Here is a 15,401-nt window from a genome sequence, read left to right as displayed (position 1 = left end):
CACACGTGAGCTTTTTGAGTTGTTCACGAACATACTTACGATATTTCAATAGTCCTATTTCGTCAGCAGCAGCTCTAACGATTTGCGCACGAAGCCGCCGGTTTCGGCAAGTGCGGCCTGGGCTTGGGCACAATGGACGCCTCCGAGGAGCATGACGATGGCGGTTTTGACATGGCCGCCGGAGTCGGCGAAGGCTTGTTCTACGGCTTCCTCCGAAGCATCGGTGGCGAGCCGGATGATCCGCTTGGCGCGATCAACGAGCTTGATGTTCGACGGCTGTACATCGACCATCAGGTTGCCGTACACTTTGCCCATGCGGATCATCGATGTCGTCGTCAGCATGTTCAAGATGAGCTTCTGGGCGGTGCCCGCTTTCATCCGCGTGGAGCCGAGTACGACTTCCGGGCCGACCACGGCCTCGAGCACGATATCGGCCAGCGGAACCATAGGCGTCCCCTCATTGTTGCAGATGCCGATGACCCCGGCGCCGTTCGCCTTGGCCCGTTTCATCGCGCCGAGTACATAGGGCGTCCGTCCGCTGGCTGCGATGCCCACGGCTACATCGTTCGGCCCGATTCCGTGGGCATCCACATCGGACATGCCGAGCTCTTCGCTATCCTCGGCGCCCTCGACGGGATCCTTCACCGCCTGGAAGCCGCCGGCAATCAAACCCAGCACCATATCCGGCGAGGTGCCGTAGGTCGGAGGGCATTCGGACGCATCCAGGATGCCGATGCGTCCGCTGGTGCCGGCGCCGATGTAGATGAGGCGTCCGCCTTGTTGAAAGGAGGCGACGATGCGGTCGACGGCCTGCGCCAGCTTCGGAATCAGCCCTCGCAGCACGTCGGCGACTAGACGGTCTTCATCGTTGATGAGCGTCAGGATTTGCTCGGTCGGCAGCTCGTCGATTTGTCGTGTCCGCGGATTGACCTGCTCCGTCGTGAGTGTGTGTAGCTGATGTATTTGCATGGAGATAGCTCCTTCTTGAATATTTTTTTGGGATACCGTGCTCCTGCATCGGGCAGCGGTGTCGATAGCAGTTGCTCCAGCCGCTGCAGTTGCGCTAGTTGGCTGGAGAGGGGATTGCTCACTCGCCTGGCAGGAGTTGCAGCGCCAGCCGGGCGGCGCCATAGGCGGGCGCTTGCCGCGCTTCGTGCAGCCGCAGATCCGGCCAAGCGGCCTCCAGCCGCTCGCGAAACGTCTTCCGGTACAGCTCGCTGTACCGGAAGACCGAGCCGCTGAGCACCAGGTCCGCCTGCGCGAACCAAGCGTGCTTGCGCACAAGCGCGGACGTTTGCTCTGCCAAGGCTGCGGCGCTGCGCTCGATCAGCCGCCTGGCCGGCGGATCGCCGGCAGCGGCCGCTTCGATCGCATACCGCGCGAAGACGGCGACGTCCTGCTTTTTAATGTGCGGCTGGTAGATATACCTCCGCAGCTCGACGATACGTTCCCAGCCGTATGCCTGTTCAATCATCGGCGTCATCGCCGTAGGCGGATCAATGCCGTCGTAGCTGCGCATGACCGCATGCAGCGTATCGAGACCGATGCGGTAGCCGCTGCCTTCGTCGCCAAGCAAGTGCCCCCAACCGCCGACACGGTAACAGTCCCCGTCCGGCGTGCGGCCGAAGACGATCGAGCCGGTTCCTGCGATGGCGAGCACGCCGAAACTGCGATCGAGCGTGGCCATCAGCGCTATTTCCGCGTCGTTCGTCACGAGCAGCTTCGCCTCGACGCCCGTTTGTTCGAAATAAGACCGGATTGCGAAGGTTACGCGTTCGCGATCTTCATGCGTATCGACGCCCGCCATGCCAAGACAGAGGCCGAGCTCCCAACGTTGTCCGGGCGCACCGAGCTTGTCAAGCTTTTCACACTCCCCAAGCACTTCGCGCTTGTCAAGCCCTCCAAGCTCTTCGGACCTCTCCGGCCCCGGCGTTCCCGTTCCCCCGTCGTCTTCCCGTATAGAAGAAAGCGCTTGATTCAACAGCTGGATCAGCTCGCGAACGGCGTCGTCGAAGCCAATCGCTTGCGGATTGCTCGGCCCTCCTGACAACCGGGTCAGCTCCAGTCCTGCGGCATTGATGACGCAAATCTCCGTTTTCGTCCCGCCGCCGTCGATGCCTACAAACAGCTTCACGAACATCACCTTCTTGCCACGTCATGTAAGATTATGTTTAAAGTATATACGAAAAGGCTTGTCCGTGTAAAACAAAATTTTATGATTGAAATATATGTTGAAATAAAGTTTCAGAGGCTTTATAATTGGAGTCAGTTGGAAATGAATTCTGGCAAGAGGGGGTGAGGGAGTTGAACGGCGGACTCGTCCGGTTAAGAGAAGCCCTGCACGATCTGACGCCATCGGAGAAGAAGGTGGCGGAATATATACTGGGCGATCCCAAAGGCGTTATTGCATTATCCGTAGCGCAGCTCGCGGAATACAGCGGGTCCAGTCAAGCCGCAATCGTGCGGTTGTGCAAGTCGCTCGGGCTGAAAGGCTTCCCGGATCTGAAGCTGAAGCTCGCGGGCGATTTGCAGGAGTCGGCCAAGGTGCCGGAGATGCAGGGCTATCAGGAAATCCGGCCGCATGACTCGATCTCGACTTTGATTCAGAACGTGTCGGCGAACAACATTCAGTCGATCCGCGACACCGTCAAGATTTTGGACGAAGCGATGGTAAGTCAAGCGGTGGAGGCGTTAGACCGGGCCGAGCGCATATTTTTCTTCGGGATCGGGGCCTCCGGATTGATCGCGCAGGACGCGCAGCACAAGTTCCTCCGTATAAACAAGACGGCGTTCTCGTTCGCCGACTCGCACGTGCAGTTGATGACAGCGGTTACCTTGACTCCCCGTGACGCTGCGGTAGCCATCTCTTACACAGGTGAAACCCGCGAAGTGATTACCGCATTGAAAGCGTCTTCAGAGCTGGGCGCCACGACGATCAGCATTACGAAATACGGTACGACGACGCTCCACAGCTACTCGCAAATTCCGCTCTGCATCTCTTCCACCGAGAACGAAATTCGCAGCGGCGCGATGGCTTCCCGCATCACACAATTGAATGTGATCGACATTTTGTATTTGGGAGTCGCCAGCCGCAACTACAACCAGTCGGTTCAATACCTCGACCGAAGCCGGGCGGTCATACGCGATTTGAACAAATAACCACAAACCAAGGGGGATTTAACGATGAAGCGTACGAAATGGCTGTCTTTAATGGTAATCAGTGCTTTGGCCCTAACAGCTTGTAACAACGCCGGCGGCGGTGCGGGAGAGACTGGAACGGCGGGAACGAAGACCGGCGAGCAAAGTGCGGCGCCGACCGACGATAAGAAGCCGGATACCGTCAAAGTATGGACGTATCCTGTGCATGCCGCGTACGAAGACGATCTGAAACAGCTTGTCGCTGATTTCACCAAAACGAACCCGCATATTAAAGTCGAGTACGAAATGCTGTCTTGGGCGGAAGGTCCGAAGAAGTTCGACGTCGCGCTTAACGCGGGCGATCCGCCGGACCTGTATTTCCACTCCGTCAGCGGTCAATACGTGAACACCGGCCTTGCCCTTCAATTGGACTCTTTCCTAACTAAAGAAATTAAAGACGATTACCAGCCGGGAACGCTGGAGCTCGGACAAATCCAGGGCAAACAGTACGGCCTCCCGCTGTACCAATTCCAATGGGCTTGGGGCGGCAACAAGCGCATCCTGGAGGAAGCCGGCATCGATTGGAAGAAAATACAAGCGAGCGGCTGGACGTGGTCCGAATTTAACGAAGCGGCCAAGAAGCTGACCAAAAAACTGCCGGACGGCTCTACCCAATACGGTCTCGTTACAGACGGCACGAGCCTTGACTTCATTCAAATGCTCTCACGCAACGCCGGGATGCCGGATGTGCTGGACAAAGACGGGAAATTCCAATGGAACGACACCCGGATTCTCGATACGATGAAATTTATCGAAGGACTGGTCAAAACCGGCGTTATGCCGAAGGAGAGCGCTGCCCTGGCGCCTCTCAAACGGACCGAAATGTTCTATGCCGGCCAAGCGGCGATCATCAGTAAAGCGATTCCATACTACGATGTCATGATCCAAAACCGCAACAAAGACATCGACGCTGGTAAAGTGAAGGGCGAGAAAATCGAGTTCATTCTCCTGCCTGTTCCGCACCACGACAACCAGCCGGCCAAGACGACGATGGGCGGCGAAGGCTATGTGGCCTTCAAGCAAAAGAACGATAAAGGCGAGCAGCACGCGAAGAACACGTTCCTCGTGATGGAAGCGCTCAGCGGAGCCAAAGCGGGCAATTCCGCCAACGAGCTGTCCCTGCCGTTCGTACGCAAGTCGCAAGCGAAGGAATTCGAAGGCAAGGGCAAAGCGAGCCAAGTGAACTCGGAGGCCGCCCAAGCGATGGCGAAAAACATCTCGATGCCGGTCGATCTCAGCATCGATGTCGATAAAGCCGCGAAGATGAAGCAGTTTAACGAGCAAGTGGTGAAACCGACGTTCCAGGCGGTGCTGGCCGGCGAGAAGACCGCCGATCAAGCGGTGGAAGACTTCAAGAACAAAGGCAAGCAAATGTTCGGCCAATAATTCAAGGGAAAACAGGAAACTGAGGCGAAGTACAAAGGGGAAGCCGTCCGATGAAGCTTAACGAAAGACGGACAGCCCGAAAGGGTAAGGCTTCCCCGTTTGTGCTTTCTTTCTTTCCTTTCAGAATGAGGACGAATCGGCTTTTTCGGCGGAAAGGAGACCCTCATGCAGCAAACTTCGGTTGCACGGCCCGTACCGGCACCAAGTCCCCTCAAGCGTTTTTGGCGGGAGTACGGGTGGGCGTATGCATTCATTGCGGTACCGGTGCTTTTGTTTCTCGTGTTTACGTTATATCCCGTCATTTCGGCGTTTATTATGAGCTTTCAGGAATACGGCATTCTGCAGTCCAAATGGGTCGGGGGCAGCAACTATTCGCGGTTGGTGCACGACGAAGTGTTCTGGAAATCGATGAAGAACACCGTCATTTTTACCGTCGGCACGGTGCCCGTCAATATTGTCATTACGTTCGGTCTCGCCTATCTTATTTTTCAAACGAAAAACAAGTGGCAGACGTTTTTCAAAGCAGCGCTTTATTTGCCGACGGTCGCCTCCGGCGTCACGCTGTCGCTTGTTTGGCTGGCGATGTTCGACCCGACCTCGGGCGGCTTGTTCAATAAGGTGCTCGCCCTCTTCGGCTTGGAGCCGGTCATTTGGCTCGGGCAATCGAGCTCGGCGCTGTTTTCGCTCATGCTGATGACCTACCTCGGCTCACATGGCAGCGGCATTATTTTGTATTTGGCGGCGATGGGGGGCATCCCGAAGTCGCTGTACGAAGCGGCGGACATCGACCACGCGAACGGCTGGACGCAGTTCACGAAGATTACTTGGCCGCTGCTTAAGCCGACGACGCTATATTTGCTTGTGACGGGCGTTATCACATCGTTTCAGGTGTTCATCAGCGTGTACCTGATGACGCAGGGCGGTCCGAACTTTGCGACCACGACGATCGCCTATTTGATTTATGACACCGCATTCGTCTACTACGATTTCGGGCTTGCCTCCGCGCAGTCGTTCGTGCTGGCGGCGATGATCGTGATCGTGTCCGTCGTGCAATTCAAATACTTCTCGACGGATATCGAGTACTAGAGGGGGCAATCGCGATGAAAACAACCAACAAAACGATACTGATTGCTCTCGGCGCGGTAATTCTCTCATTTTGGGCGTTCATCACGGTCATTCCGCTGTATTGGATGTTCATCGGCTCCTTTCAGGATTCGGCAGCGAGCGCGACGTTCAAGCCGCAGATGATTCCGGACATCTGGTCCATCGCGCCATACGAGCGTTTCTTCGACAAAACGATGGCGTGGCGCTGGCTGGTTAACTCGCTCTTCGTATCGGCGGTGCTGACGGTAACGAACCTGTTCTTCGCCTCCTTGGCCGGATACGCGTTCGCGAAGCTGAAGTTTCCCGGTAACAAGTCGATTTTCTGGGTGCTGCTCAGCACGATGATGATTCCCTCACAAGTCACGCTCATCCCGCTCTACATTCTCGTCATCAACATGTTTAATTTGGGCGACACGTATACGGCGATCATTTTGCCGGCGCTCGTCGGGGTGGGCAACATCTTCCTGATGAAGCAGTACATGTCCACGCTGCCTACGTCGCTCATTCATGCGGCGCGGATCGATGCGTGCAGCGAATTCGGCATTTTCTACAAAATCATTCTTCCGATGGCGAAGCCGGGGCTCGCGGTGCTCGCGATCTTCACGTTCGTAGCGCATTGGAACGATTTCTTCTGGCCTTTGCTCGTCACGCGCAGCAATGAGATGCGGACGATTCAGGTAGGCTTGGCCGGCTTTAAGTTTGCGGAATCGACCGACTACGGCGCGATCATGGCCGGGGCGACGATCGGGGCGCTGCCGATGATCGTATTGTTTTTCGCCTTGCAAAGGTATTTCCTGCAGGGCATCACCATTGGAGCCGTTAAGGGCTAGCTGGGAGGAGAACGTATGGCTCGCGTTGTATTCGAAAATGTCCGTAAGGAATATGAGGATGTCAAAAGAGGCAGTTTTACGGCGGTAGCGGGCTCGAGCTTCGTCATTGAGGATAAAGAATTCGTCGTGTTCGTCGGCCCGTCGGGCTGCGGCAAGACGACGTCGCTGCGAATGATCGCCGGACTGGAGCAGCAGACGAGCGGCGATATTCTGATCGGCGACCGGGTAGTCAACCAGCTTCATCCCAAAGACCGCGATATCGCGATGGTGTTTCAAGATTATGCGCTGTATCCGCATATGACCGTTCGCGAGAATCTGTCGTTTGGTTTGAAAAATTTGAAAAAAAGCAAAGCCGAAATCGAAGAGAAGGTGAAGTCCGCCTCCTCGATCCTGGGCCTTGACGAGATGCTCGAGCGAAAGCCGCGGGAGCTGAGCGGCGGGCAGCGGCAGCGCGTTGCCGTCGGACGCGCGATCGTCCGCGATCCGCAGGTGTTCTTGTTCGACGAGCCGCTGTCCAACCTGGATGCGAAGCTGCGCATTCAGATGCGCGTGGAGCTGTCGGAGCTGCACAAGCGGCTCGGCGCGACGATCGTGTACGTGACGCACGATCAGGTTGAGGCGATGACGCTCGGGGAGCGCATCGTGGTGATGAACCACGGCGTCATCCAACAAATTGCGCCGCCTACGGAGCTGTACAACAACCCGAGCAACATGTTCGTCGCCGGGTTCATCGGCTCCCCGGCGATGAACTTCATCGACGCGCAGATCCAAGGGGACAAGGCGATCGTGGAAGGCGCGGCATTCACGCTGCCGGAGCGGATGGCAAGGAGCATGAAGGCGTACGAAGGACGGAGCGTTATCTTGGGCATTCGCCCGGAGCACATTTTCGGCGAAGACTTTGCGCTGCACGTCTCTCCCGAGCACAAGCTGTCGGCTACCGTACAGGTCGTCGAGCACCTGGGCTCGGAAAATCTGGTTTATTTCCGTGTCGGTGAGCGGATGGTAACGGCTAAGGTGCACCCGGAGACGAATGCTTCGATCGGACAGCTGAAGACGTTCATTATCGATCTGAGCAAGGCGCATTTCTTCAATCCGGATACCGAAGTGCGCATCATACTGTAACGATTGCGGGGCTTGAATAAGGAGGGAAAGGCTGCATGCGCAGTTTAAGTCAACTGATCGTACAGGCCGGCGGCCTGGTGTACCGGGAGATGATCGCGGTATTTCTGTTCAGCGCGGTCAGCTCGGCTGTACTGATGCCGCTCGTATTTTTGTTCTCGGCGGGAACGGCGCTTCTGCTGGTGCCGGTCGTCTATGCTCCGCTGCTGGCAGGCGTCTTCTATGCGGCTCACCGGATGGTGGCGGGCGAACGGCCGAGGCTGAAGGATGTGTTCGCCGGGGCGGTTCGTTTCTTCATCCCGTCGGCCGTTTTCGGCCTGCTGTGCTCGTTGTTCGTGCTGATTCTGGCCTCCACCTGGTGGTATTACGGGCAGAAGGACGGCATGCTGCACTGGGCCCTGGCCATCTTCCAGACTTACTTTGTGACGATGTTCTTCGTATCTCAGCTGTATACGCTGCCGCTCATCGTGCAGGAGAACGAGCCTGTATTTCGCGCCGTAGGCCACAGCGTGAAGCTGACTGTCACCCATCCGGGGTATACGATCGGGGCTTTCCTGCAGCTGCTGTGCGTCACGGTGCTGCTCGGATTGACCGTCGTCGGTTTCGCCTTCCTGTTTGCCGGAATGGCGGCCGTATACTCGAATATGGTTGCCCGTAACGTGCTCGCCGGGCGCGAGGAGAAGGCGGAGAACCAAGGCGGGAAGACGTGGGGGGGCATAGCCGGATGAAGGCGCGGGTTGCGGCTGGCGCCGATCTGCTTCCTCGCATCGCGGCGAAGCTGAGCGGGCTGCGACTCGGCTTGCTGACGAACCCGACGGGCGTGGACGCCCGTTTCCGGACGACGCTTGCCGCGTGCGCGGAGATGCCTTCGGTGCGGTTGTCCGCGCTCTTTGCCTGCGAGCACGGCTTGCGCGGCGAACGGCAGGCCGGCGTTCGCTTCGAAGACGAAGAGCATCCGGAGCTCGGCATCCCGGTCTACAGCTTGTACGGCACGCGCAAGAAGCCTGACGCTGCCATGCTGGAAGGCGTCGATGCCGTGCTCTTTGACATTCAGGATACCGGCGTCCGGTTCTATACTTATTTATCGACGCTTGTGTACATGATGGCGGCTTGCGCCCAAACGGGGCGTGCGCTGTACGTGCTGGACCGTCCGCATCCGCTCGGCGCCCTCCGGGCTGAAGGCGGGCTGCTGCAGCCCGGATACGAGTCAATGGTCGGGGCGGTCGCCGGAACGCCGTATGCGACAGGCATGACGATCGGCGAGTACGCCGGGTGGGTTAACGACCGGCTGGAGCAGCCGTGCGCGCTGACGGTTGTACCGATGGAAGGGTGGAAGCGGGGCATGCGGTTCGATGAGACGGGCTTGCCGTGGATCGTGCCGTCGCCGAACGTGCCGACGCTTGACACGGTTCGCGTCTACGCAGGCACCTGTTTGTTCGAGGGCACGAACGTTTCCGAAGGACGAGGCACGACGCGTCCGTTCGAAACGGTAGGAGCGCCTTGGATCGACGGCGAACGGCTCGCGCGCGAATTCGCTTCGTTCGGACTGGCCGGGGTGCACGCGCATCCGCTTTATTTCTCGCCGACGTTCTCCAAGCATCAGGGCGAGCTGTGCGGAGGGGTTCGGCTGTATGTGACCGAGCCGGATGTTTTCGAATCGGTCCGGGCAGGTCTGACGCTGCTCCGGTCGATGCAGAAGCTGTACCCGGAGACGTTCCGGTTTCTACCCCCGGTCCGCGAAGGCGGAAAGGCGTTCATCGATTTATTGACGGGGGATTCGCTGGTAGCCGCCGAATTGGCGGAAGACGGCGGACTGCGCCGGGTGCTGGACCGTTACGAAGCCAACATAGAGGGTTGGAAGAAGGAGCGGAGCGGTTATTTACTGTATATGTAATGCACTTTATTTAACAACCCGGAAGGGGAGGAAATCGGGATGGACGTAGTGGAACGGAGCGCGGGGGAAGCAGGGGACAAAGCGGAAACAGCGGCTGTAGCGGCCGCGGAACTCGTGAAACGGATGACGCTGGAGGAGAAGATCGGGCAAATGGTGCTGTGCGGCTTCACCGGCACGGAGCCGTCGGCCGATATCGAGCGGTTGATTCGCGACGAAGCGGTCGGCGGCGTCATCTTGTTCGCCCGTAATGTGCAGAGCACGGAGCAGGTGGCCCGGCTCAACCGGTCGCTGCAAGCGGCCGCATCGATCGCCGGGCGGCTTCCCTTGTGGATCAGCATCGACCAGGAGGGCGGCATGGTCGCGCGGATCACCGACGGGGTTGCGCTGATGCCGGGTGCCATGGCGATTGCGGCCGGCGGCTCCGCCGAAGACGCCTATGAAGCGGCTTCGATCAGCGGCCGCGAGCTGAAGGCGCTTGGAATTAACCTGAACTTTGCCCCCGTTCTGGATGTGAACAACAATCCGGCCAACCCGGTTATCGGGGTGCGCTCCTTCGGCGAAGATCCGGGCCGCGTGGCGGAATTAGGCGTTGCGACGATCCGCGGGCTGCAAGAGGCCGGCGTTGTGGCGACAGCCAAGCATTTTCCCGGCCACGGGGATACGTATGTGGATTCGCATCTCGCTCTCCCGACGGTCGCGCATCCGCTCGAAAGGCTGGAGCAGGTTGAGCTGCGGCCGTTCCGGGAGGCGATCGCGGCCGGCGTCGACGCCATCATGTCGGCGCATATCGTATTTCCGGCGTACGAGCCGGCGAAGCTGCCGGTGACGCTGTCGCATGCGGCGCTGACCGGTCTGCTTCGCGGGGAGCTCGGCTATCAGGGCGTCATCATGACCGACTGTTTGGAGATGAACGCAATCGCCGAGCATTTCGGCACGGTGGAGGCTGCCGTTATGGCGGTCGAAGCGGGGGCCGACCTTGTGCTCATCAGCCACAGCCATGAGCGTCAGCTGGGGGCGCTGGAAGCGCTGCGGCTGGCGGTGCTAGCCGGACGCATCCGCGAGGAGCGCATCGACCGCTCGGTCGAGCGGCTGCTGGCGCTGAAGGCGCGGCGCGGCGTGCTGGCACCGGCCGCGGCTGGCGGCGTGCCGGGGGGAACAGCGGCAGAGGAGCCGCAAGACGAAGCGGTCGAGCCGGCTCTTGTGCCGCCGCTCGTTGGCTGCGAGGCGCATCTGGCGGCGGCGCAGCGCATCAGCGAAGCGAGCATCACGGTCGTGCGCAACGAGCGCGGACTGCTGCCGCTTGCGAAGGACCGTTCGCTGGTCGTGATCTCGGTGGAGGCTGCCGTTCAATCGGAGGTCGACGAGCTGCTGGAGGCCCCGCTTTCGCTGGGCAAAGCGCTTGTGGAGCTCGGCGCTTGCGAAACGGAATGGCTCGTGCCACTCCGCAAAGTTGGCGAGCTCAAGGAGGAGCTGGTGCGCAGCGCGCTGTTCGCCGATCAGGTCGTCGTGGCGACGTATAACGCCTATTTGGAGCCGGATCAGGCTGAATTGATAAGGGCGCTGCAGGCAAGAGGGAAGGATCCGATCGTCGTCGCGCTGCGCAGCCCTTACGATCTGCTTGCGTTTCCCGATGTCGGCGCATTCATGGCCGTTTACGAGAGCCGGCCGCTGGCGCTGCGCAGCGCGGCCAAGGTGCTGACTGGCGGCATTCCTGCCGCCGGCCGACTGCCGATCTCTCTTGGCGGGCAAGCTGCGGCGGGTTCGGGTGCTGACGGCAGCCAAGGAGGAGACGCCGTATGATCCATTGGCTGCAGGCCGCTTTACACAAGCCGGAGCGTCTCATCGTCGGGCTTATGTCCGGTACCTCGCTCGACGGGATCGACGCCGCCGTCGTAAGGATCGCAGGAAGCGGGCTCGATTCGCGAATCGAGCTGGTGCATTATCACAGCGTCCGGTATGAGGAACCGCTTCGGGAGAAGCTGAAGCGGCTTTGCAGCCCGGATCACTCTTCGACGCCGGACATATGCGCGATGAACTTTTACATGGCGGAGCGCTTTGCCGAGGCGGCGAGGGAAGCGGCCGCGGCCGCGGGGCTGCGGCTGGAGGACATCGATCTGATCAGTTCGCACGGCCAGACGATCTGGCATATCCCGGTCGCGGCGGAAGCGGCGGTCGACCCGTTCGGCGTTCGCTCAACGCTGCAGATCGGCGATCTGTCGGTGCTCGCGAAGCTGACGGGCCGGCCGGTCGCCGGCGATTACCGCACCGCCGATATGGCCGTCGGCGGGCAGGGAGCCCCGCTTACGCCTTATGGCGACCTGATTCTGTTCCGTGACGAGCACGTCGGCCGCATCGCGCAAAATATCGGCGGCATCGGCAACTGCGCGGTGCTGCCCGCGGGCGCGAAGCCGGAGCAGGTGACGGCCTTCGATACGGGGCCGGGCAACATGCTGATCGATCAGGCCGTGCTCGAGCTGACGGACGGCAGACTGACGTATGACGCGGACGGCGCTTGGGCGGCGGCCGGACGGCCAGACGAGGCGCTGCTCGGCGAGATGCTGAGTCATCCGTACTTCGCTCTGGAGCCGGTCAAGACGACCGGCCGCGAGCTGTTCGGCAAAGCGTATGCGAACGCGTGGATGTCCCGCATGCGGGCGGCGGGCCTGCAGCCGGAGGACATCGTCGCCACGTTCACGGCGTTCACCGCCCGCAGCATCGCGCAGAGCTATCGCGACTTCGTGCTGCCCGGCCAGGCGATCGCCGAGGTCGTCGCCAGCGGCGGCGGCGCGCACAACCGGACGCTGCTGCGCATGCTTGGCGACCTGCTGCCGGGGCAGCGGGTGCGCACCGCTGCATCGCTTGGCGTCTCGGACGACGCCAAGGAAGCGATTTGCTTCGCCGTGTTCGGCAACAACCTGCTTCACGGCGAGCCGAACAATCTTCCGTCCGCCACGGGAGCCGCGCGGCAGACGGTCATGGGCAAGCTGGCGCTGCCGGAATAGCGCCGGCGAATAGGTGAACATCCCGAAACGTCAGCCCAACGGGGCCGAACCTCGTGACTAACAATCAAAACGGTTTGCAAAATCGTTATATCGTGGATGACGAAGCTCCTGATGACCATCGGGGGCTTTTTTTCATGAGCGCTGAAAGATTTGGTCGCTGCGGGGCCGACCGATCTGCTGGAATCATTTCTGGAAGAATTAACTTATTGTTTCCCCGACTAATTTTCCGTAAACTAATAAATGTTTTGTAAAAAGAAGAACATAACATGACGAAGACCCTTGATTGCAGCAAGAAAATGCATCACGGCGAACGATGTCGGGGGACGACTATGGACAACAAGAAGCACACAGCAGCGCCGCAGCGGGCGAACGAATTGAAGCGCGGATTGAAGGCCCGCCATTTGACGATGATCTCGATCGGGGGATCGATCGGTACCGGACTGTTCCTGGCCAGCGGAGGGGCGATTCATTCCGCCGGTCCGGGCGGGGCCTTGCTGGCCTATTCGGCCATCGGTTTAATGGTTTATTTCCTGATGACGAGCTTGGGCGAGATGGCGGCATGGATGCCGGTATCCGGCTCTTTCAGCACCTATGCCGGCCGGTTTGTCGATCCGGCGCTCGGTTTTGCGCTGGGATGGAACTATTGGTTCAACTGGGCGGTTACGATCGCGGCGGAGCTGTCGGCGGCCGGGCTTATAATGAAGTTTTGGTTTCCGGATACGCCGTCGCTGCCATGGTCCGTCCTGTTTCTGGCTTTCATGTTCGGGCTCAATTACTTGTCCGTACGGGGGTATGGGGAATCGGAATACTGGTTTGCGCTCATTAAAGTGGTGACGGTTATCGTTTTCATCGGCGTCGGCCTGTTGATGATCGTCGGCATTATCGGCGGCGAGGCCATAGGCTTCCGTCATTTTACGGAAGGCGACGCGCCGTTTCACGGAGGCTTCATGGCGGTGCTCGGCGTCTTTATGGCGGCAGGCTTCTCCTTCCAAGGGACGGAGCTGATCGGGATTGCGGCAGGGGAGAGCGATAACCCGCGTGTCAACATTCCGAAAGCGATCCGCCAAGTGTTTTGGCGCATCCTGCTGTTCTACATCCTTGCGATTTTCGTTATCGGGATGCTGATCTCGTATACGGACCCGGTTCTGATTAACGGCGATGTCGCCAACATTGCGGTCAGCCCGTTTACCATCGTATTTCAAAATGCGGGTCTTGCGTTCGCCGCTTCGGTCATGAACGCGATAATTCTGACCTCGGTGTTGTCCGCCGGGAACTCGGGCATGTACGCCTCCACTCGGATGCTCTGGGTGCTCGCCAAGGAAGGCAAGGCGCCGCGCCTGCTGGCGTCGTTGAACCGCCGCGGCGTACCCGTTGCGGCGCTTGCCGTGACGGCGGCGATCGGGATGCTCGCGTTCTTCACCTCGCTGTTCGGCGACGGGATCGTGTACATTTGGCTGCTGAATTTGTCGGGGATGTGCGGGTTTCTCGCCTGGCTCGGCATAGCCGTCAGCCATTACCGGTTTCGCCAGGCCTTCCTGTTGCAAGGTCACTCGCTGAGCGAGCTGCCGTTCAAGGCCAAGTGGTTTCCGTTCGGGCCGTTATTTGCCTTGGTGCTTTGTTTGTTCGTCATGTTCGGGCAAGGGTATGCGGCGGTAACCGGGGAAGAAATCGATTGGTACGGCCTGCTTTCCTCGTTCATCGGCCTGCCGTTGTTTGCCGCCATCTGGATCGGCTATAAATTGAAGCATAAAACGAAAGTCGTTCCGCTCGGGCAGTGTAAGCTGACCGACTGAACAAGATGAACAAGCCGTTGAACTCCGGCCAGCTGGAGTTCAACGGCTTTTTTACAGCGGATGCCCCTTATCTCCCGGTTGTTAGGCTAGTAAACGCGATGAATCACGTCTTCGAAAGCCGGGTCCTCCATAAGAATATCGTCGGGTTTCGCCCCAGCGGCTCAGCTCCCGCAGCATGTCCATCGCTTTCGCGTCCTGCCGGTTGCCCTCGATGACGACCCCGCTTTCCGACGTTTCGGCGATGCGGAACGGCAGCGATTCCGTCTCGGACGGCGCCGGAATGTGGAAGGCGCCGCGGAAGGTGACGCGGATGACGGTCGGCAGTCCGATCATCTCGCGGAGCTGACGGGTCGTGCCGTCATAGGCGAGCCTGCCATGGTTGATGACCATCACCCGGCCGCACAGCTGTTCGATGTCGTCCATATCGTGAGTCGTGAGCAGGACGGTTTTGCCGAAGTCGCGGTTCAGCGTCTTCAGGAATGCACGGATGTTCCGCTTCGCCGAGACGTCCAGCCCGATCGTGGGCTCGTCAAGGAATAGCAGGTCGGGGTCATGCAGCAGGGCCGCCGCCAAATCGGCGCGCATCCGCTGGCCGAGCGACAGCTTGCGCACCGGCGTCTCCCAAAATTCACGCAAGTCGAGCAGGTCCGACAGCTCCTTGAGCCGACGGCGTTTTACCGAGCTCTCGACCCGGTACATCTCCGCTAAAATATCGAACGAGTCTTTAACCGGCAAATCCCACCACAGCTGGCTGCGCTGTCCGAACACGACGCCGAGCCGGCGGACGACGCGCCGCCGGTCCCGATGAGGGCTGTCCCCGCCGATGCGCACCGTGCCGGACGTCGGATGCAGGATGCCGGTCAGCATCTTGATCGTCGTCGATTTGCCGGCGCCGTTCGGACCGATGTACCCGACGAACTCGCCCGGTTCGATCGAGAAGCTGATATCGCGCACCGCTTCCTTCACCCGATATTCGCGGGAGAACAACGTGCGCAGCCCGGCCCATGGACCTTCGCGAACGACAGGGGTTTTAAATGGCTTAGACATATGATTGACTTCTATCCTCGATGGAGCG

At 59.5% G+C, this 15,401-nt stretch carries 12 protein-coding genes and 1 pseudogene; 10 read left to right on the top strand and 3 right to left on the bottom strand.

Translation table 11 applies throughout. The annotated features are described in order from the left end of the window. Nucleotides 1-54 precede the first annotated feature (54 nt). Both murQ and FKP33_RS04855 read right to left on the bottom strand, forming a co-directional pair. A complete protein-coding gene (gene murQ, locus FKP33_RS04860) occupies nucleotides 55-969 on the bottom strand; it encodes an N-acetylmuramic acid 6-phosphate etherase (RefSeq protein WP_054800401.1) in 915 nt (304 codons plus the stop codon). 118 nt (nucleotides 970-1,087) lie between these two features. After that, a complete protein-coding gene (locus tag FKP33_RS04855; protein WP_181410044.1) occupies nucleotides 1,088-2,134 on the bottom strand; it encodes an N-acetylglucosamine kinase in 1,047 nt (348 codons plus the stop codon). Nucleotides 2,135-2,304: 170 nt separating this feature from the next. Between FKP33_RS04855 and FKP33_RS04850 the strand changes: the two genes are divergently transcribed. The 10 genes from FKP33_RS04850 (at nucleotide 2,305) to FKP33_RS04805 (ending at nucleotide 14,326) form a co-directional block, all read left to right on the top strand. After that, the gene (locus FKP33_RS04850) at nucleotides 2,305-3,159 is read left to right on the top strand and encodes a MurR/RpiR family transcriptional regulator (RefSeq protein WP_054798416.1); all 855 of its coding nucleotides are present in this window, start codon (nucleotides 2,305-2,307) and stop codon (nucleotides 3,157-3,159) included. Nucleotides 3,160-3,183: 24 nt separating this feature from the next. Continuing rightward, nucleotides 3,184-4,584, top strand: coding sequence for an ABC transporter substrate-binding protein (locus FKP33_RS04845; RefSeq protein WP_141334047.1), 1,401 nt, complete (start codon nucleotides 3,184-3,186; stop codon nucleotides 4,582-4,584). A 165-nt stretch (nucleotides 4,585-4,749) separates the two neighbouring features. Further along, nucleotides 4,750-5,670: a carbohydrate ABC transporter permease gene (locus tag FKP33_RS04840; RefSeq protein ID WP_141334046.1), complete on the top strand. Its 921-nt coding sequence runs from the start codon at nucleotides 4,750-4,752 to the stop codon at nucleotides 5,668-5,670. Nucleotides 5,671-5,684: 14 nt separating this feature from the next. Beyond that, nucleotides 5,685-6,518 (top strand): carbohydrate ABC transporter permease, encoded by an 834-nt coding sequence (locus FKP33_RS04835; protein WP_054800397.1) that lies wholly within the window; start codon nucleotides 5,685-5,687, stop codon nucleotides 6,516-6,518. Between the two features lie 15 nt (nucleotides 6,519-6,533). Beyond that, nucleotides 6,534-7,640 (top strand): ABC transporter ATP-binding protein, encoded by a 1,107-nt coding sequence (locus FKP33_RS04830; RefSeq protein ID WP_141334045.1) that lies wholly within the window; start codon nucleotides 6,534-6,536, stop codon nucleotides 7,638-7,640. A 35-nt stretch (nucleotides 7,641-7,675) separates the two neighbouring features. Further along, nucleotides 7,676-8,365, top strand: coding sequence for a DUF2189 domain-containing protein (locus FKP33_RS04825; protein WP_141334044.1), 690 nt, complete (start codon nucleotides 7,676-7,678; stop codon nucleotides 8,363-8,365). Beyond that, nucleotides 8,362-9,531 (top strand): exo-beta-N-acetylmuramidase NamZ family protein, encoded by a 1,170-nt coding sequence (locus FKP33_RS04820; protein WP_141334043.1) that lies wholly within the window; start codon nucleotides 8,362-8,364, stop codon nucleotides 9,529-9,531. Before FKP33_RS04825 ends, FKP33_RS04820 begins: the two co-directional genes overlap by 4 nt. A gap of 39 nt (nucleotides 9,532-9,570) precedes the next feature. After that, entirely contained in the window at nucleotides 9,571-11,331 is a 1,761-nt protein-coding gene (nagZ, locus tag FKP33_RS04815) for a beta-N-acetylhexosaminidase (protein ID WP_258313370.1), read from the top strand. Further along, nucleotides 11,328-12,533: an anhydro-N-acetylmuramic acid kinase gene (locus FKP33_RS04810; RefSeq protein WP_141334042.1), complete on the top strand. Its 1,206-nt coding sequence runs from the start codon at nucleotides 11,328-11,330 to the stop codon at nucleotides 12,531-12,533. The genes nagZ and FKP33_RS04810 overlap by 4 nt, the downstream gene beginning before the upstream one ends. A gap of 329 nt (nucleotides 12,534-12,862) precedes the next feature. After that, complete coding sequence (locus FKP33_RS04805) at nucleotides 12,863-14,326, top strand: amino acid permease (protein WP_127605687.1); 1,464 nt, start codon at nucleotides 12,863-12,865, stop codon at nucleotides 14,324-14,326. A gap of 86 nt (nucleotides 14,327-14,412) precedes the next feature. Here the strand turns inward: FKP33_RS04805 and FKP33_RS04800 are convergent. Further along, a pseudogene (locus FKP33_RS04800) lies at nucleotides 14,413-15,373 on the bottom strand (ABC transporter ATP-binding protein). Between the last annotated feature and the right edge of the window lie 28 nt (nucleotides 15,374-15,401).

The organism is Paenibacillus sp. tmac-D7 (genome assembly GCF_006519665.1).
Lineage (GTDB): Bacteria > Bacillota > Bacilli > Paenibacillales > NBRC-103111 > Paenibacillus_G > Paenibacillus_G validus.
The sequence above is the reverse complement of the archived record's forward strand: the minus strand, read 5'-3'. Positions and strand labels throughout refer to the sequence as shown.